This is a genomic window from Actinomycetospora aeridis, from assembly GCF_037400275.1.
Taxonomy (GTDB): Bacteria; Actinomycetota; Actinomycetes; order Mycobacteriales; family Pseudonocardiaceae; genus Actinomycetospora; species Actinomycetospora aeridis.
In genome coordinates this window covers 689,113-705,414 of the sequence record NZ_JBBEGL010000002.1, presented here as the reverse complement: position 1 = coordinate 705,414, position 16,302 = coordinate 689,113, and the positions used below count along the sequence as shown (strand labels likewise).

17 protein-coding genes, 3 tRNA genes and 1 pseudogene are annotated in these 16,302 nt (G+C 72.9%); 12 read left to right on the top strand and 9 right to left on the bottom strand.

Features of this window, described 5'->3' with window-relative positions:
- Positions 1-6 precede the first annotated feature (6 nt).
- From glfT1 to WCD41_RS08990, 4 genes are all read right to left on the bottom strand, one after another.
- Positions 7-912, bottom strand: coding sequence for a galactofuranosyltransferase GlfT1 (glfT1, locus tag WCD41_RS09005; RefSeq protein ID WP_337713347.1), 906 nt, complete (start codon positions 910-912; stop codon positions 7-9).
- 11 nt (positions 913-923) lie between these two features.
- Positions 924-1,721: a galactan export ABC transporter ATP-binding subunit Wzt/RfbE gene (gene wzt, locus WCD41_RS09000; protein ID WP_337713059.1), complete on the bottom strand. Its 798-nt coding sequence runs from the start codon at positions 1,719-1,721 to the stop codon at positions 924-926.
- 22 nt (positions 1,722-1,743) lie between these two features.
- Positions 1,744-2,682 carry a galactan export ABC transporter permease subunit Wzm/RfbD gene (gene wzm, locus WCD41_RS08995; RefSeq protein ID WP_337713058.1) on the bottom strand — a complete coding sequence of 313 codons (939 nt, stop codon included), beginning with the start codon at positions 2,680-2,682 and terminating at the stop codon, positions 1,744-1,746.
- 91 nt (positions 2,683-2,773) lie between these two features.
- Positions 2,774-3,328 carry a bacterial proteasome activator family protein gene (locus WCD41_RS08990; RefSeq protein ID WP_373695089.1) on the bottom strand — a complete coding sequence of 185 codons (555 nt, stop codon included), beginning with the start codon at positions 3,326-3,328 and terminating at the stop codon, positions 2,774-2,776.
- A gap of 131 nt (positions 3,329-3,459) precedes the next feature.
- On the opposite strand from WCD41_RS08990, the gene WCD41_RS08985 reads away from it, so the two are divergent.
- Positions 3,460-4,677, top strand: a complete 1,218-nt coding sequence (locus WCD41_RS08985) for a cysteine desulfurase-like protein (RefSeq protein ID WP_337713056.1) — start codon at positions 3,460-3,462, stop codon at positions 4,675-4,677.
- Between the two features lie 39 nt (positions 4,678-4,716).
- On the top strand, positions 4,717-5,016 hold the full coding sequence (locus WCD41_RS08980; protein WP_337713055.1) for a hypothetical protein: 300 nt from the start codon (positions 4,717-4,719) through the stop codon (positions 5,014-5,016).
- On the opposite strand, the gene WCD41_RS08975 is transcribed toward WCD41_RS08980, so the two are convergent.
- On the bottom strand, positions 5,013-6,023 hold the full coding sequence (locus tag WCD41_RS08975; protein WP_337713054.1) for an NAD(P)H-quinone oxidoreductase: 1,011 nt from the start codon (positions 6,021-6,023) through the stop codon (positions 5,013-5,015). The genes WCD41_RS08980 and WCD41_RS08975 overlap by 4 nt on opposite strands.
- 79 nt (positions 6,024-6,102) lie before the next feature.
- Between WCD41_RS08975 and WCD41_RS08970 the strand changes: the two genes are divergently transcribed.
- The 3 genes from WCD41_RS08970 (at position 6,103) to WCD41_RS08960 (ending at position 7,031) form a co-directional block, all read left to right on the top strand.
- Positions 6,103-6,570 carry a MarR family winged helix-turn-helix transcriptional regulator gene (locus WCD41_RS08970; RefSeq protein ID WP_337713053.1) on the top strand — a complete coding sequence of 156 codons (468 nt, stop codon included), beginning with the start codon at positions 6,103-6,105 and terminating at the stop codon, positions 6,568-6,570.
- A 19-nt stretch (positions 6,571-6,589) separates the two neighbouring features.
- Positions 6,590-6,674, top strand: a tRNA-Ser gene (locus WCD41_RS08965).
- A gap of 192 nt (positions 6,675-6,866) precedes the next feature.
- Positions 6,867-7,031: a hypothetical protein gene (locus tag WCD41_RS08960; RefSeq protein WP_337713052.1), complete on the top strand. Its 165-nt coding sequence runs from the start codon at positions 6,867-6,869 to the stop codon at positions 7,029-7,031.
- Positions 7,032-7,573: 542 nt separating this feature from the next.
- Here the strand turns inward: WCD41_RS08960 and WCD41_RS08955 are convergent.
- Positions 7,574-7,795, bottom strand: a complete 222-nt coding sequence (locus WCD41_RS08955; RefSeq protein ID WP_337713051.1) for a hypothetical protein — start codon at positions 7,793-7,795, stop codon at positions 7,574-7,576.
- Positions 7,796-7,843: 48 nt separating this feature from the next.
- Positions 7,844-8,578: a DUF1990 family protein gene (locus WCD41_RS08950; RefSeq protein ID WP_337713050.1), complete on the bottom strand. Its 735-nt coding sequence runs from the start codon at positions 8,576-8,578 to the stop codon at positions 7,844-7,846.
- A gap of 92 nt (positions 8,579-8,670) precedes the next feature.
- Here WCD41_RS08950 and WCD41_RS08945 point away from each other — a divergent pair, with 92 nt between their 5' ends.
- Entirely contained in the window at positions 8,671-9,393 is a 723-nt protein-coding gene (locus WCD41_RS08945; protein ID WP_337713049.1) for a DUF1990 family protein, read from the top strand.
- 64 nt (positions 9,394-9,457) lie between these two features.
- Positions 9,458-10,420 (top strand): annotated as a pseudogene (locus WCD41_RS08940) (acyltransferase family protein); the annotation flags it as partial.
- A 65-nt stretch (positions 10,421-10,485) separates the two neighbouring features.
- Here the strand turns inward: WCD41_RS08940 and hisC are convergent.
- A complete protein-coding gene (gene hisC, locus WCD41_RS08935) occupies positions 10,486-11,538 on the bottom strand; it encodes a histidinol-phosphate transaminase (RefSeq protein ID WP_337713048.1) in 1,053 nt (350 codons plus the stop codon).
- A 110-nt stretch (positions 11,539-11,648) separates the two neighbouring features.
- Here hisC and WCD41_RS08930 point away from each other — a divergent pair, with 110 nt between their 5' ends.
- Both WCD41_RS08930 and WCD41_RS08925 read left to right on the top strand, forming a co-directional pair.
- Entirely contained in the window at positions 11,649-12,401 is a 753-nt protein-coding gene (locus WCD41_RS08930) for a dienelactone hydrolase family protein (RefSeq protein ID WP_337713047.1), read from the top strand.
- 24 nt (positions 12,402-12,425) lie between these two features.
- Positions 12,426-14,177 (top strand): phosphatidylglycerol lysyltransferase domain-containing protein, encoded by a 1,752-nt coding sequence (locus tag WCD41_RS08925; protein WP_337713045.1) that lies wholly within the window; start codon positions 12,426-12,428, stop codon positions 14,175-14,177.
- Positions 14,178-14,351: 174 nt separating this feature from the next.
- Here WCD41_RS08925 and WCD41_RS08920 read toward each other — a convergent pair whose 3' ends face one another.
- A complete protein-coding gene (locus WCD41_RS08920) occupies positions 14,352-15,383 on the bottom strand; it encodes a zinc-dependent alcohol dehydrogenase family protein (RefSeq protein WP_337713044.1) in 1,032 nt (343 codons plus the stop codon).
- 157 nt (positions 15,384-15,540) lie between these two features.
- Between WCD41_RS08920 and WCD41_RS08915 the strand changes: the two genes are divergently transcribed.
- The 3 genes from WCD41_RS08915 (at position 15,541) to WCD41_RS08905 (ending at position 16,257) form a co-directional block, all read left to right on the top strand.
- Positions 15,541-15,630: transfer RNA gene (locus WCD41_RS08915), tRNA-Ser, on the top strand.
- A 42-nt stretch (positions 15,631-15,672) separates the two neighbouring features.
- Positions 15,673-15,745: transfer RNA gene (locus WCD41_RS08910), tRNA-Arg, on the top strand.
- Positions 15,746-15,897: 152 nt separating this feature from the next.
- Positions 15,898-16,257 carry a VOC family protein gene (locus WCD41_RS08905; protein ID WP_337713043.1) on the top strand — a complete coding sequence of 120 codons (360 nt, stop codon included), beginning with the start codon at positions 15,898-15,900 and terminating at the stop codon, positions 16,255-16,257.
- Positions 16,258-16,302 lie beyond the last annotated feature (45 nt).

The following is a 16,302-nucleotide window of genomic DNA, read 5'->3' as shown; positions in this document are numbered from 1 at the left end:
CGGGTGTCACCGTCGCAGGAAGCGCTCGCGCCGTCCGAGGCGCACGAGCGCCAGCCACTCGCGCAGTGCGGCGGGGTCGCGCCGCGACACGAGGAAGTACCACGCGAACCGCAGGTGCTCGATCGCCCCGAACCGCCGCAGACCCGGCTGGGCGAGCAGGTAACCACGGTTGCGGTAGGTGTAGTAGCGCTTGGTGTCGTCGCCCGGGTCCTGGGCGTGCAGGCGCCCGCCCATCATCGGCTTGAACTCCGCGGACCCGTCGGGGTGCAGGTAGGCGGTGGTGAGGCAGATGCCGTAGGGCAGGCCGGACCGCGAGAGACGCCGGTGCACCTCGACCTCGTCGCCGCGCACGAACAGCCGCAGGTCCGGGACGCCGATGACGTCGAGGGTGCCCGCCCGGAACAGGGCCCCGTTGAACAGGTGCGCGATCCCGGGCAGGAGCTCGTCGTCCCCGTAGGCCGCGAGCTCGCTGCGGCGGTGCATCCAGTGCAGGTTCTGGCGCAGCGGGAACGCGAGGCGGTCCGGGTCGTCGATGTCCGCGATCACCGGCGACACCTCGGCGAGGCCGCGGCGTCGCGCGACGTCGAGCAGCGTCTCCAGGACGTGCTCGTCGACGGGCCGCCCGTCGTCGTCGGCGAGCCAGAGCCAGTCGGTGCCGCGGGCGAGCGCGGTGAGCATGCCGAGGGCGTAGCCCCCGGCGCCGCCGAGGTTGTGGTGCGACGGCAGGTAGGTGACGGGCAGCCCGCAGCCCTCGACGACCGCGCGGGTGTCGTCGTCGGGGCCGTTGTCGACGACGATCAGGTGGTCCGGCCTGCGGGTCTGCTTGGCGATCACGGCCAGGCCGTCGACGAGCAGCTCGGCGCGGCGACGGGTCACGACGATCGCGGTGACGGTCTCGGCGTCGGTGCTCATGTCCTGCTGGCTCACCCCGTCGACGCCTGCCGCTCGAGGCGCTCGAGGGTCTCGGTGCTGAGGTTCTCGAACACGTCGCGGCCCTTGTAGTGGCTGACGACGTCGCGCAGCGGGCCCTGCTCGCGGATGACGCCGCCGTCCATCCAGATCGCCGTGTCGCAGAGCTCGACGAGGAACTCGTCGGAGTGCGAGGCGAACACGAGCATCCCGGAGCGCCCGACGAGGTCGCGCAGGCGATCGCGCGCCTTCTCGAGGAACGCGGCGTCGACGGCGCCGATGCCCTCGTCGAGGATGAGGATCTCGGGGTCGATGGAGGTGACGACGCCGAGCGCGAGCCGCACCCGCATGCCCGTCGAGTACGTGCGCAGCGGCATGTTCAGGTAGTCGCCGAGCTCGGTGAACTCCGCGATCTCGTCGACCCGGCGCTCCATCTCGCGGCGGTTCATGCCGAGGAACAGGCCGCGGATGAGGATGTTCTCGTAACCCGAGATCTCCGGGTCCATGCCGACGGCGAGGTCGAACACCGGGGCCACGCGCCCCTTGATGCTCGCGCGCCCCCGCGTGGGCTCGTAAATGCCGGCGAGCAGGCGCAGCAGCGTCGACTTCCCCGCGCCGTTGTGCCCGACGAGCCCGACCCGGTCGCCCTGGCCGAGCGAGAGGTCGACGTCGCGCAGGGCCTCCACGACGGGGACCTTCTGCTCGCTGATCCGGCCCCCGGCGCGGCCCAGGACCGACTTCTTGAGCGACCTGTTCTTCGCGTCGAAGATCGGGAACTCGACGCTGGCCCCGCGGACCTCGATACTCACCATCAGATGCTCTTGGCCATTGTGCTCACACCCAGTACGCGACGCGCGAGCGGTAGTTGCGCAGGGCGATCAGGGCGAGTGTCCACCCGATGATCGTGATCCCGCCCGCGACCGCCCAGTGCGTCCAGCTCTGCACCTGGCCCACGAGCGGGGCCCGGAAGATCTCGATGAAGTGGTAGAAGGGGTTCAGCTTCGCGAGCACCGCGATGATCGCGCGCGGGCTGCCGTCGTCCGGGCCGGCCAGCAGGTCGGTGGTCCAGATGATCGGCGTCATCGTGAAGAACAGCTGCATGAAGCTGCCGACCACCGGCGGGATGTCGCGGAAGCGCGCCGAGATGATGCCGAACAGCAGCGTCACCCACAGGCCGTTGACGACGATCAGCACGAACGCCGGGATCGCCATCAGCGCCCACCAGCTCAGGCCGGGGTGGGTGATCGCGTGCGGGTTGTTCCGGACCATCGTGTACGGCTCGTCCAGCTGCTGGAAGAAGATCGCCAGCACGATGACGTAGACGACGACGTTGTGGGCGAAGAAGAGGATCTGGCGCCACACCGTGCGGAAGACGTAGATCATCAGCGGCGCCGGAAGGAAGCGGATGAGCCCCTCGTTGGCGATGAAGGTCTCGGTCCCCTCCAGCACGCAGGCGCTGATGAAGTACCAGATCATGAAGCCGACGGTCACGTACGGCATGAACGTGCCGATGGGCTGGCCGAACAGCTGCGAGTACAGGCCGCCGAGCGCCGCGGCCGTCACGGCCATGCTGATGGTGATCCACAGTGGGCCGATCACCGAGCGGCGGTAGCGCTGCTTGATGTCCTGCCAGCCGAGGTGGCCCCAGAGCTCGCGCTGCGCGATCCCGGCCCGGATGTCGGCGAACGCGCGCCCCCAGCTGCGCGGTGAGGGCGCGTTCTCGACGGGCGCCGGGTCGTCGGCGTCCTGGCGCGCGAGTGCTGGGACGGCCACGAGCGGTGAGCCTACCTGCGCGGGGGGTCGGTTCCCGCGGACCGGCTCGCGGGCCCACCGACCGGTCCGGCGCGGGGTCGGGGTTCCCGGCTCAGAGGTACTGGCCGGTGGTCTGGCCCGTGCCCGCGGCGCCCTGGGAGCCCGCCGGCAGGCCGCGGCGCATCTGCTCGAGCTGGACCTTCGCGGCCATCTGCTGGGCGACGAGCGCGGTCTGGATGCCGTGGAAGAGTCCCTCGAGCCAGCCGACGAGCTGGGCCTGGGCGATCCGCAGCTCCCCCGCCGACGGGGGCTCCTCGGCGGCGAACGGCTCGACGAGCCGGGCGAGCTCCTCGCGCAGCTCGGGCGAGAGCGCCGACTCGAGCTCGCGCAGGGACGAGGCGTGGATCTCCCGCAGCCGGCCGCGGCTGGCGTCGTCGAGGTCGGTGCCGCGGACCTCCTCGAGCAGCTGCTTGATCATCATGCCGATGCGCATGACCTTCGCCGGCTCCTCGACGCCCGTGGAGAGGTCGTCGCCGCGCTCGTCGTCGCCGGTTCCATCGGCCGGGGCGGCCCCGTTCGTCTCGCCGGGGACCCGGACGGTGCCGACCGGCGCCCCGTCGGGTCCGACGATCATGACCTGGTCACCGGGGCTGGGCGTCTCGCTCATACCGCCCATCCTCCACCCGGCGGCGCTCGTCGCCCGCCGGGCGCCCGCCCGGCGCCCGTCCACCGCCCGCAGCCGTCATCTGGGCTGACCGCCCGTCGCTGCCCGGCGTGTCGCTCCGTACCCTCGCGAGCATGGCGTTCGACGTCGCTCGGGTCAGGGGCCTGGTGCCCGCCCTGGGTGACGGATGGGCGCATCTCGACGGCCCGACGGGCATGCAGGTGCCCGAGCAGGTGGCCACCGCGGTGTCCTCGGCGCTGCGCGCGCCCGTGTCCCGGCCGGGCGGGGTGTTCCCGGCCTCGCAGCGTGGCGGCGCGATCGTCGAGGCCGCCCGCCGCGCCGTCGCCGACCTCGTCGGCGCCGACCCCAAGGGCGTCGTCCTGGGCCCCGGCCCCGCCCAGCTGATCGAACGGCTCGCCGACGCCCTGAGCGCCGACTGGGCGCTCGGCGACGAGGTCGTCGTCTCCCGGCTCGACGACAACTCCAACGTGGCGCCGTGGGAGCGGGCGGCCCAGCGGGCGGGCGCGCAGGTGCGCACCGCCGAGATCGACGTCGAGACCTGCGAGCTGCCGAGCTGGCAGTTCGACGAGATCCTCGGCGAGCGCACGCGGGCCGTCACCGTCACCGCGGCGTGCCCGGCGATCGGCACCCGCACCGAGGTCGCGGCCATCGCGCGCAAGGTCCACGGGCTGCCCCACCACGGCCCCGGCGTCGAGCCGCTCATCGTCGTCGACGCCAGCGCCGCGGCCCCGTTCCTGCCGCTCGACCTCGACACCATGGGCGCCGACGTGATGGTGCTCTCGGCGTCGGCGTGGGGCGGCCCGCCGGTCGGCGCGCTGGTGTTCCGCAGCCCGGAGCTGCTCGACCGCCTGCCCGCGGCCTCGCTCGACGCCTCCGCGAAGGGACCCGAGCGCCTCGAGGTCGGCGACGCCCCCTACGCGCTGCTCGCAGGCCTCGTCGCGTCGATCGACTACCTGGCCGACCTCGACGACAACGCCGACGGCCCCCGGCGCGAGCGGGTGCTGACCTCGATGAGCTCGGTGCGTGCCCACCAGGACGAGCTCACGGCCTACCTCGTCTCGGAGCTGCGCTTCCTGCCCGGCGTCATGATCATCGGCGAGCCGCCCCGACGCATCCCGGTCGTGGCGTTCACGGTCGCCGGCCGCACCGCCCGCGAGGTCGCCGAGCGCGTCGCCGAGCACGGGGTGTGCGTGGTCACCGACACCGGCGACGCCGGGGCGCTCGAGGTCCTCGGCGGCGCCGAGGTCGGCGGCGTCGTCCGCGTGGGCCTGGCGCACTACACCACCCGCAACGAGATCGACACGCTCGTCACCGCCCTCTCTCGCCTCTAGCGGGGTTCGTGGGCTGAACGGCGCACGGGGTGTGCCAGCGTGGCGGCCACGCTGACGTTGGACGTCAGGATCGCCACCCGCTCGATCGCGCGACACGCCGAGGAGCCGCACGCGCGGCAACGCTCTCCGCCGTCTTCGGCGCGCGATGAGGACCGGGGTGACGTCGGAGATCACGGGCGCGTGGTGCACCTCGGCGGACGGTCCGGGGTGCACCACGCTCTCCTGATCTCCCGAGTCGGCCGCCCGCACGCCTCGCCGGAGATCACCAGGCGGAAAGCCACCTCGAACATGCCCGTACGGGTGCCTTTCCGCCTGCTGATCACCTCGTATGACGCCTAGCCGCCCAGCACCCCGTCCTCGTCGCGCACCACCAGCACGAGCTTCCCGACGACCCCGCCCTCGTCGAGCGCCGCGTGCGCCCGGGACGCCTCGGCGGCGGGGAGGTACTCGTGGATCACCGGGCGGACGTCGCCCCGGGCGACGAGGGGCCACAGGTCGTCACGCACCGCGGCGACGATCGGCCCCTTGCCGTCGGGGCCGTCGACGGGACGGCCGCGGAGGTTGGTGGCGCCGACGCTGAGGCGCCGGGTCAGCAGCGTGGCGAGGTTGATCTCGGTCTTCGGCCCGCCCATCAGCCCGATGATCACCAGCCGACCTCCGGTGGCCAGCGACGCGAGGTTCGCCTTGAGCGTCGAGCCGCCCATGTTGTCGAGGATGACGTCGACGCCGCGGTCGTCGGTGGCGCTGGCGACCTCGGTGGGGAGGTCGTCGTGGTAGTCGATGGCCGCGTCGGCGCCGAGGTCGAGGCAGGTCTGCAGGCGCTCGGGTGAGCCCGCCGTCGCGAGCACGCGGGCACCCATGGCCTTGCCGACCTGGATCGCATGGGTCCCGATGCCCCCGGACCCGCCGTGCACGAGCAGCGTCTCGCCCTCGCGCAGGTGTCCGGTCATCGCGAGGTTCGACCACACCGTGCACGCGACCTCGGGCAGCCCGCCCGCGTCGACCAGCGAGACCCCGCCGGGCACCGGCAGGAGCTGGGGCGCGGGCACGACGACCTTCTCGGCGTAGCCACCGCCGGCGAGCAGCGCGCAGACCTCGTCGCCGACGGACCAGCCGGAGACGTCGGGCCCCAGCGCCGCGATCCGCCCCGAGCACTCGAGGCCCGGGACCTCCGACGCCCCGGGCGGCGGCGGGTACATGCCCTGGCGCTGCATGACGTCGGCGCGGTTGACCGCGGTGGCGACCACGTCGACGACGACCTCGCCCGGCCCCGGCTCCGGGTCGGGGTGCTCGACCCACTCGAGGACCTCGGGACCACCGGACTCGCGGATGCTGATCGCGTACACGCCGCCGCACGGTAGCGGCGCTCGCCGCGACCTGCGCGTTTGGCGCCACGAGGACGTCCTGCGGCACTATCGTGGAGTGATGGCCGAGCAGGAGCCGCGCTGGCTCGACCCCGTCGAGTGGCACGCGTGGCGCAACTACATCGCTGGTCAGGCGCTGCTCGCGGGGCGACTCAACCGCGAGCTGTCCGACAGGCACGGCCTCTCCCTGGCCGACTACGAGATCCTCGTGCGCCTCTCGGAGCAGGAGGACCACCGGATGCGCATGAGCCTGCTCGCCGAGGAGGTCGTGGCGTCGAAGTCACGGCTCTCCCACCAGGTCTCCCGGCTCGAGGCCTCCGACCTGGTGCGGCGCGAGCTCTGTCCGTCCGACGGACGCGGTGTCTTCGCGGTCCTCACCGAGCGCGGGTACGCCCTGCTCCAGCGCGCGGCGCCCGACCACCTCGAGGGCGTCCGCGCCCACTTCATCGACCTCCTGGACGACCACGAGCGCAAGGTCATCGGCGACGTCTTCGAGCGCGTCGCGACCAAGCTGCGCGCCGACTCCTGAGGCCCTTACCCTGACGCGCGGAAGCGTGGCAGAGCGGCCGATTGCATCCGCCTTGAAAGCGGACGTCACGAGAGTGACCGGGGGTTCGAATCCCCCCGCTTCCGCAGGCGGGACCCGTTCCCCGGCGGCCGGGTGCGTCGCACCACCGGCAGCGGGCGGGCGGCGACGGCACCCCTGAGCACCTTCCGACCCCGGACGTTTCGCGATCGGGACAGGCCGGGGAGCCCGGCAGGGCCGGTCCAACCGAGGCGCCGACGTCCAACCGACTCGCACCCCCTGGACCCTGAGGGAGCCCGTTGCCGCCTCCGCCCGAGGAACCCGACGCCGAGACGGAGAGCGACGAGGTCGCCGCGGAGCGCGCCCGGGAGATCGCGGTCGACGTGGAGCTCAAGGACGTGGATCGCGCCCCACCCGCCCTCGACCCCGAGACCGAGCAGGCGCTCCGGGACCGCCTGACCTGACGGGACGCTCGCCCGTCGAACACTGTTGTCGCTGCTCGTCCAGAATGGCCGAGAGCGCTGACGGATACCCGTCGGTCCCGTTGACCGGCCGAATCGCCGGGTGCACGATCGAGCCGGTCTCTGTTCGGTCTGATTGACAGAACAGTCGGCCGTCGGGGCCGCCGAGGGCGTGTGTCGGACGACGCGCGCCCTCTTCCTGTACCTGGTGCACCTGGTCGTACATGGAGAGTCGCGTGGGGGACAGCGGGGGGCCGCGGGTGATCGCGGACGGTCGACGGACCGGTCCGCTGCCGGGCTCGCAGGCCGCTGTCCAGCAGGGATGCGTCTGCTCGGTGCTCGCCAACGCCGCCTATCGGACCGGCGCCTCGGAGGTCGCTCTCATCGACCCCGAATGTCCCGTCCACACGGACGAGAATGTCGAGGAGTGCGGTATCCGACGCCGATGGTTCGCCGACGACGAATCGTCGAACCGGTAGACGACCCGAGGCGCTCATCACTATGTCGGCGCCCGATAGAGCAAGAATCGCGAGCGGAGGACCGGCCTAGTCCGGGTGGTCGTCCTCGTCCGGGGTCTGCTCGCGGATGCTGTCGAGGATGTCGTCGATGTCGGTGCGGTCCCGCGGGGGCTGGAGGCGCCGGCTCTCGAACGTGAGGTGCTGGAACTGAGGCGCCAGGGCGCGCCACACCTCCTTCTTCATGGCGTCGTCGACCGCATCACCCAATGCCCCGTCGTCGACCGGCTCGTCGCCCTCGTCCGTCGCCATCCGCGCCTCCCGTGCCGGGACAAGGGGAGTGCCCGCTGCCGACCGGGGTCAAGCGGCCGGGCCGTCACGACGCTCCCGCGACCGCACCGGCGCCCCCGACGACGCTCGGGGTGTGGGCGCGACGACGATGTCGCCGGGCCCGCGCCACTGCGGCTCCGGGCGCTGGCCGCCCGCGCTCACCTCGGCCACGAGGCGCGCCAGCCGGCGCCCGGCGGCGCGGTAGAAGCGGGTCTGGGTCCAGCGTCCGAACAGCCCGAACCCGAGCGCGACGACGGGGTTGGGGATCTTCGCGCGGCTGGAGACGCCGGTGATGACGAACTCGACGCGGCCGGTGTCGAGGTTCTTGACCACCTCGTAGAGCAGCCGTCCCCGCTCGAGGTGGTGCTCGAGGGTGCGGTAGCTCCAGCCCCACGAGCGCTCGCGGGTGCCGTCGGCGCGCTCGCGGACCTCGTCCACCGCCGCGTCGACCCGCACGCCCATCGGGAAGCGGAGCACGACGAAGCGGCCCTCGAGCAGCATGTCCCGCCCGACGAGCGGGGCGTCGGCGTGGAAGTACGCGCGCATGATCGACGGCTCGGCGAACTCGTAGTCGTGCACCATCCGGCAGGCGAGCTCGAACGGGCCGTCGGGCACGGGTTCGCCCGGCTCCTCGTCGCCGAGGAGGTGGCGGACGCGGTCGTGGTGCCAGCCCTTCCCGTCAGTCTCGGACGGGTCGTAGTTCAGCCCGTAGCCGGAGATCTCGCGCAGGAAGCCCTCCGGATCGGGGTGGGCCGTGAACCTCACACGGTGCCTCTCGGTCGACGGGACTCGACGGGACAGGGGGAGCCGGACGGCCCGGCGCATGCTGTCATCGCCGGACGGCTACCCGCACACTCATGTCGCCACGTCCCCTGTTCACCCGTCGCCCGCCGCTCGGACGCCTCCGGCGCGGCTGGGGTGCCCTGATCATGGGCGCGCGGCACCTGCGGAGCCTGCCGATCCTGGAACGCCACCAGGAGCTGGGCGACGGCACCGACCTCCCCGCGCCCTGGCCGATGGCGCTGGTCGACGAGCGCACGAAGACGATCGCCCAGGGCCACGGGCCGCTGTTCCACCGCACGTTCACCGTCCGGGCCGTCGACGTGCGGCACAGCGCGGCCGACGTCGTCGACACCCTCTCCCGCGACCTGGACCGCGGGGCCCCGCCGCACGTCGTGACGTTCGCGCGGGAACGCGGCGAGCCCGGCCGCATGCTGGTCGGCGACGAGTACCGCGTCTACATGCCGGCGCCGTGGGACGGACCGGTGCGGGTGCTCGCCCGCACCGAGCGGTCGTTCCGGTTCGGCACGCTCGACGGTCACCTCGAGGCCGGCGAGATCGAGTTCCGGGCCGCCGACGTCTCCGACGGGGTCGTCGACTTCACGATCGAGGTGTGGTCCCGGGCGGGGGACCGCGCGGCGGAGCTCCTCTACGGCCGCCTCGGCGTCGGCCGCGAGGTGCAGGCGGGTCTCTGGGTGCAGTTCTGCCTCGGCGCGGTGCGCCTGCTCGAGGGCCGCCGCGAGGGCCACGTGCGGGAGATCACCCGGCGGGTACCCGCGCGTGAGCTGGACGGCCGATGACCTCAGGCCCCCCGTGGCCTCGTCTCAGCGTCCTCTCAGGAACCGTTCGTAGCTTCCGCGGCCGGTGAACAGAACACGGCAGCTGAGCTGGGACGTCGTCCGCGTGGTCGCGGTCGGCAGCGTGGTCCTCCAGCACGCCACCTACTCGGTCATCGGCGTCATGCCGTGGATGCCGCGGATGCCGTTCGTCTGGCCCGTCCAGGCGGGGGCGAACACGCTGATGGTCATCTCGGCGTTCTTCGTCTGCCGGACGCTCGCGACGCGGCCGCCCGGGCGGTGGTGGGTCGACCGCCTCGCCCGCCTGCTGCCCGCCTACGTCGTCGCCGTGCTCGCCACCTACCTGGTGACGCTCTACGCCTCGCAGTACGGCTACTGGCGACCCAGCGGACTCGACCTCATCGGCAACCTGCTCCTGGTCCAGGGCTGGGACTCCCGCGTCACCTACATCGACCACTCCTACTGGACGCTGCCCGCCCAGCTCGCGATGTTCACCCTCGCCGCCGTGGCCGCCGCGTACCTGGGCCGCGGGTTCTGGAGCAGGCGCTGGACGCTCCCCGCGCTGGCCTGGGGCATCATCGTCGTCCCGGCGCTGATGATGGAGGTCGGCTACGCGGACGGCGTGCTGAGCCAGGTCTTCCACGGACTCGTCATGTTCCGCTGGCAGATGTTCGGCATCGGGCTCGCGGTGTGGCTGTGGTCCCGCGGTCGCCTCGGCGCCTTCCACCTCGTCGCGCTGGTGCTCGCCGGTCTCGTCGCCGAGAACCTGCACACCCCGGACCTGCCGTCCGTGCTCGTCCTGGCGCTCGCGGTGCTGGGGATCGCCGCCGCCGCGGCGGGCCGCGACTGGAGCGTGCTGCGGGTCGGGCGGCTGCCGCGCGTCGTCACCTGGCTCGCCGGGATCTCCTACGGCATCTACCTGGTGAACCAGCAGATCGGCTACTTCGTGGCCTGGGGTCTGCTGCACCGCTTCGGCGTCGACGGCTGGACGCGGCTGGTCGCCGTCGTCGCGGTGGCGGTGCTGCTCGGGTGGCTGCTCACGGTGCTGGTCGAGCGGCCGGCCCACCGGTGGCTGGTGCGACGGCCCTCGCAGGGTCAGCGGCCGAACGAGCCCGCCGCCGCGAGGAACAGGTCGACCTCCTCGGGCGTGCCGGCGCTGACCCGCACGCCGTCGCCCGCGAACGCGCGCACGACGACCTTGTTCTCCAGCGCGTGCTCGGAGAACTCCGCCGCCCGCTCGCCGAGGGGGAGCCAGACGAAGTTGGTCTGCGACGACGGCACCTCGTACCCCAGCGAGCGCAGCTCGGTGGTCATCCGCGCGACCTCCGCGACCGCGTCCGCGCAGTCGGCGAGCAGCTCGTCGAGGTGGTCGAGCGCCGCGAGCGCGCCCGCCTGCGCCGGCGAGGAGACGCCGAACGGCACCGCGACCCCGCGCAGCGCCGCCGCGAGCTCCGCGGGCCCGACGGCGTAGCCGACGCGCAGCCCGGCGAGGCGGTGGGCCTTGGAGAAGGTCCGCAGCACGCAGACGTTGTCGTACTCCTCGGCGAGCGCGAGCCCGTCGGGCACGGCGGGGTCGCTGACGAACTCGCGATAGGCCTCGTCGAGCACCACCAGCACGTCGTCCGGGACGCGGTCGAGGAACGCCCGCAGCGCGGTCTCGTCGACGGCCGTGCCGGTCGGGTTGTTGGGGTTGCAGACGAACACCATCCGCGTGCGCGGGGTGATCGCGGCGGCCATGGCGTCGAGGTCGTGGACGTGGTCGTCGGTCAGCGGCACGCGGACGCCCTGGGCGTGGCCCGCGAGCGCGACGATCGGGTAGGCCTCGAACGAGCGCCACGCGAACACGACCTCGTCGCCCGGCGCGCACACCGCCTGCACGAGCTGGCCGCACAGCGCCACCGATCCGGTGCCGACGGCGATCCGCGCGGTGTCGACGCCGTGGTGCTCGGCGAGGCGCGCCGTCAGCGTCGTGACGGCGATGTCGGGGTAGCGGTTGCCGGCCTCGACCGCCCGGTGGATCGCGGCGAGCACCGCCGGCAGGGGCGGCAGCGGCATCTCGTTGCTCGCCAGCTTGACCGCCCCGGGCACGGTGCGGCCGGCGACGTAGGTGGGGAGGGCGGCGAGGTCGTCACGCAGGCGCACGGGCACGGTCACCACGGTAAACGCCTCGCGTCGCCCGTTCGCCCGACGGCCGGGCTCGCCCGGGCGGTCCACCATGCGCCCGGCACGCCCGGCCCGCGGCGTGGAAGGCTGAACGCATGACGGGGACCCACACCGAGACCATCCCTCTGGTCGACGAGACCCAACTGCGGGTGACGATCGCCGAGCCGGACGGTGCGGTGCGGGGCGGTGTGGTCGTGCTGCACGAGTCGCGGGGCGTCACCTCGCGCACGCAGGCGATCGTCCGGGCCCTCGCGGGGGAGGGCTGGCTCGCGGTCGCGCCGCACCTCTACCACCGCGACGACCCCGGCATCGACGAGCAGACCGGCGACGACGAGGCCGTCGACCGCGCCGTCGCCAAGATCTCCGGCGAGTCGGTGCTCGCCGACTCCGACGCCGCCTTCGGGATGCTCGCCGACCGCGGGATCACCTCCGACCGCATGGGCGTCGTCGGCTTCGACCTCGGCGCCACCGCCGCGCTCGTCGTCGCCGCGCAGCGTTCCCTCGGCGCCGTCGTGACCGTCTCGGCCGCCGGCGTCAAGAAGTCGCTCTCGACGGGCCTGCCGGCGCTGGTCGACGTCGTCGGCGAGCTGACCTGCCCCTGGCTCGGGCTCTACGGCGAGCAGGGCGACCCGGTCGACCCCGCCGACGTCGATCGTCTCCGCGAGGCCGCGCACGCCTCGGGACGCGTCGTCGACGTCGTCGTCTACCCCTCCCGCGAGCACCGCTTCGACGCCGACGAGCGGGCCGCCGACCAGCCGGATCCCCTGGACGAGGGGAACTCGGAGGAGGCGACCAGGATGGAAGCGCGCAGCAGGGTACTCAACTGGTTGGATACTCATCTGCGCTGACGCGCGCACGCTGCCGGAGGCCACATGACGTCGGGGGTGCGGGCCGATCGCCCCACGACGGCCGCCGTCGAGGGGCGCTTCGCCCGGTTCCGCGGGCGCCGTGTCGCGCGGGTGGTGACGTGGGCGGCGCGCGTCGCGGGCCTCCTCACGGTCCTCTCGCTGCTCACGCCCCTGCTGCGCCGGCGGCTGCAGCCCGCGACGTGGTTCGGGCTCCCGCCCGAGGCGACGCTGGTGGGCGCCGTGGTCGTCGCGACCCTCGGTGTCGGGCTGATGATGCTGGCCACGGGCCTGCGGCGGCGCAAGCGTCGGGCGTGGCAGCTCGCGGTGGTGGCGTGCGCGCTGCTGGTGGTCTCGCACATCGTCGGGCGCCACGCGATCGTCCCGACGATCGTGGTCGCCGTCCTGCTCGTCGGGCTCCTGCTGACGCGCCGCGAGTTCACCGCGCTGCCCGACCCCGTCGGGCGGCTCGCCGCCCTGCGGGTCGTCGTGCAGATGCTGCTCGGCGGCTTCGTCACCGTCTTCCTGCTGCTGCTCGTGCGCCCGTCGCTGCTCGCCGGGCAGCCCGACCTGGAGGACAAGCTGGCCCAGGCGGGGCTCTCGCTCGTCGGCGTCAGCGGGCCCGTCGCGTTCCGGGCCGGGTGGTTCGACGACCTCACCGCCGTGCTCGGCCTGAGCTTCGGCGTCGCCGCGCTCGTGCTCGGCGGCTACTTCCTGCTGCGCTCCTCCGAGCCGCGCCCGGCCCGCAGCGAGTCCGAGGGCGAGCAGATCCGCGCGCTGCTCGCCCGTCACGGCAACGCCGACTCGCTCGGCTACTTCGCGCTGCGCCGGGACAAGTCGGTGGTGTTCTCGTCGTCGGGCAAGGCGGCGGTGGCCTACCGGGTGGTGGCCGGGGTCGCGCTGGCCTCGGGCGACCCGCTCGGCGACCTCGAGGCCTGGCCCGGTGCGATCACCGAGTTCCTCGCCGTCTGCCGCCGCTACGGCTGGGTGCCCGCGGTGCTCGGCTGCTCGGAGGCCGGCGCGCGGGTGTGGCTGCGCGAGGGCGGCCTGGACGCGCTGGAGCTGGGCGACGAGGCGGTCGTCGACGTCGCCACGTTCTCGCTGCAGGGCCGCTCGATGCGCACCGTGCGCCAGGCCGTCTCACGCATCAAGCGGGCGGGCTACGAGACCACGGTCCGGCGGGTGCGCGACGTGCCCGACGACGAGCTCGCGGCGCTGCGCGACCTCGTCTCCCGCTGGCGCGGCGGACCGGCCGAGCGCGGGTTCTCGATGGCGCTCTCCCGCGTCGCGGACGGCGACGCCGACCCGGACGGGGTGCTCGTCATCGCCACCGCCGAGGACGAGGTGCGCGGCCTGCTCCAGTTCGTGCCGTGGGGCACCGACGGGCTCTCCCTCGACCTCATGATCCGCGACCCCGCAGTGCCCGACAACGGGCTCAACGAGCTGCTCATCGCCGACCTGCTCGGCGCCTGCCGCGGCCTCGGCGTCGACCGGGTGTCGCTGAACTTCGCGGTGTTCCGCTCGGCGCTCGAGCGCGGCGAGAAGATCGGCGCCGGGCCGGTGGCCCGCCTGTGGGCGCGGTTGTTGCGCACGGCGTCGCGGTGGTGGCAGATCGACTCGCTCTACCGCTTCAACACCCGCTTCGGGCCGGCCTGGGTGCCGCGGTTCCTCGTCTTCGACGCCGTGCGCGACCTGCCCCGCATCGCCGTCGCGGCGTTCGAGGCGGAGGGCTACGGCGGCCGCCCGCCGGCGCTGTTGCGCTTCTTGCGCCGGACCTGAGCGCGCGCCGGGTTGGGCAGCGAACGCGCTGTTCGCTGCTTCTATGCGTCCGAAGTCCCCGTTCGCGCCGTCGCCCGACCAGTGTGCTCGCCCGGGTGCGCGCACCGCGGACGAACGAACGGCGCTCTCGCTGCTTCCGAAGCAACGAGAGCGCCGTTCGTGTCGCGGGGCGCGTCAGGGCCGCACGAGCACCTTGAGGGCCTCGCGGTCGTTCATCGCCTGGTAGCCGCTGGGCGTCTCGGCGAGCGGGATCTCGCGGTCGAACACCTTGCCCGGCTCGATCTGCCCGTCGAGCACGTCGGGCAGCAGCTCGTACATGTTCGCCTGGGTCGGGGCGATGCCGCCGGCGACGGTCACGTTCTTGAAGAACTTCTGCGCCAGGTTCGGCAGCTCGCCGCTCTGCGGCACGCCGACGATGCCGACGTGCCCGCCCGGCTTGGTGAGGTTGATCGCCGACGTCAGCGACTGCTCGTACCCCACGGCCTCGATCGCCGAGTGCACGCCGTCGGTGCCGAGCAGGTCGCGGACCTTCTGCTCGCCCTCCTCGCCACGCTCGGAGACGACGTCGGTCGCTCCGAACTCGCGCCCGAGGTCGGTGCGGTCCTTGTGCCGGCCCATGAGCACGATGCGCTCGGCGCCGAGGCGCTTGGCCGCGAGCACGGCGAGCAGCCCGACGGCGCCGTCACCGATCACCGCCACGTCCTTGCCGGGCTCGACCTTCGCCGACACCGCGGCGTGGTGGCCGGTCCCGAAGACGTCGGAGAGGGTCAGCAGGCTCGGCATGAGCGCCGAGTCGTGCGGCACCGTCAGCTTCATCAGGGTGGCGTCCGCGAACGGTACGCGGGCCGCCTCGCCCTGGCCGCCGTCGGTCTCGGCGCCCCAGGCGCTGCCGTTCGGGCACGCACTGGTCAGGCCTGCGCGGCAGTACTCGCAGGTGCCGTCGGCGTAGAAGAACGGCGCGACGACGAGGTCGCCCCTCTGGACGCGGCTCACGTCCGAGCCGGTCTCCTCGACCACGCCGATGAACTCGTGGCCGATGCGGTCGCCCTGCTCGGTCTGCTCGCGGCTCTTGTAGGGCCAGAGGTCGCTGCCGCAGATGCAGGAGTGCGTGATCCGCACGATGGCATCGGTGGAGTTCTGCAGGGCCGGGTCCGGGACGTCCTCGACGCGGATGTCGCCGGCTCCGTAGATCAGGGTCGCCTTCACGGCGGGTGTCCTCCTCGTGGCGGGTTCGGTGGTGGGCTACCCGCCGCCGGGGGTCGCATGCGGGACCGTGCACACGTCACGCGGGCCGGGGGGTGGCGACGAACCGCCTGGACGGCGGTGTGTACTGTTTCCCGACGGAGGCCCCAGGGGGACCTCGGGAGGCTTCGCCTAGTCTGGTCTATGGCGCCGCACTGCTAATGCGGTTGGGAGTTCGGCTCCCTCCCGGGTTCAAATCCCGGAGCCTCCGCAGCCGCGGTCCGGACTGGGTCGAGGTTGACAACGAGATACTGCGCCCGTAGCTCAACGGATAGAGCATCTGACTACGGATCAGAAGGTTAGGGGTTCGAATCCCTTCGGGCGCGCGCCGGTCGAGGCAGCACAGAGGGGTCGCAGCAACGCTGCGGCCCCTTTGTCTTGCGCCCGACCGGGACCGGCCCCACGTCGTTGTGGCGCGACGCACGACGTCCAAAAGTCCTCTTGCGGAATCAGGAAGTCCTGAAAGAGGATCGTCAGCATGACTCGTCCAGCCGCCTGGATCGACATCACCGCCACCGACGCCGCCCGCTCGCGGGCGTTCTACGGCGAGCTGTTCGGCTGGCCCGTCCACGTCGTCGAGAAGATCGACTACGGCCTCGTCGAGCCCGGCCCGGAGCGCCTGCCCGCCGGGATCGGCCAGGCCGGTGAGGGCAACCGGCACCCCGTCGGGATGGTCACCTACTTCACCGTCGACGACGTCCCCGCCGCGCTGTCGAGGGCGCTCGACCTCGGTGCCACGACGGCGGTGGAGCCGTGGGAGGTGCCGGGGATGGGGACGATGGCCGTGGTGCTCGACCCCGACGGCACGCGCGTCGGCCTGTGGACACCGCCGGCGTAGGTCGTCGAGTGCGTGGCGTTACGGACACTCAACGTCTGCAGCGCC

Excerpts from the sequence above, each read along its gene's own strand:
- glfT1 (WP_337713347.1), bottom strand. The coding sequence starts at position 912 with ATGAGCACCGACGCCGAGACCGTCACCGCGATCGTCGTGACCCGTCGC.
- WCD41_RS08985 (WP_337713056.1), top strand. The coding sequence starts at position 3,460 with ATGGCGTTCGACGTCGCTCGGGTCAGGGGCCTGGTGCCCGCCCTGGGT.
- WCD41_RS08945 (WP_337713049.1), top strand. The coding sequence starts at position 8,671 with ATGTCGCCACGTCCCCTGTTCACCCGTCGCCCGCCGCTCGGACGCCTC.
- WCD41_RS08990 (WP_373695089.1), bottom strand. The coding sequence starts at position 3,328 with ATGAGCGAGACGCCCAGCCCCGGTGACCAGGTCATGATCGTCGGACCC.
- wzt (WP_337713059.1), bottom strand. The coding sequence starts at position 1,721 with ATGGTGAGTATCGAGGTCCGCGGGGCCAGCGTCGAGTTCCCGATCTTC.
- WCD41_RS08955 (WP_337713051.1), bottom strand. The coding sequence starts at position 7,795 with ATGGCGACGGACGAGGGCGACGAGCCGGTCGACGACGGGGCATTGGGT.
- WCD41_RS08970 (WP_337713053.1), top strand. The coding sequence starts at position 6,103 with ATGGCCGAGCAGGAGCCGCGCTGGCTCGACCCCGTCGAGTGGCACGCG.
- WCD41_RS08930 (WP_337713047.1), top strand. The coding sequence starts at position 11,649 with ATGACGGGGACCCACACCGAGACCATCCCTCTGGTCGACGAGACCCAA.
- WCD41_RS08905 (WP_337713043.1), top strand. The coding sequence starts at position 15,898 with ATGACTCGTCCAGCCGCCTGGATCGACATCACCGCCACCGACGCCGCC.
- WCD41_RS08925 (WP_337713045.1), top strand. The coding sequence starts at position 12,426 with ATGACGTCGGGGGTGCGGGCCGATCGCCCCACGACGGCCGCCGTCGAG.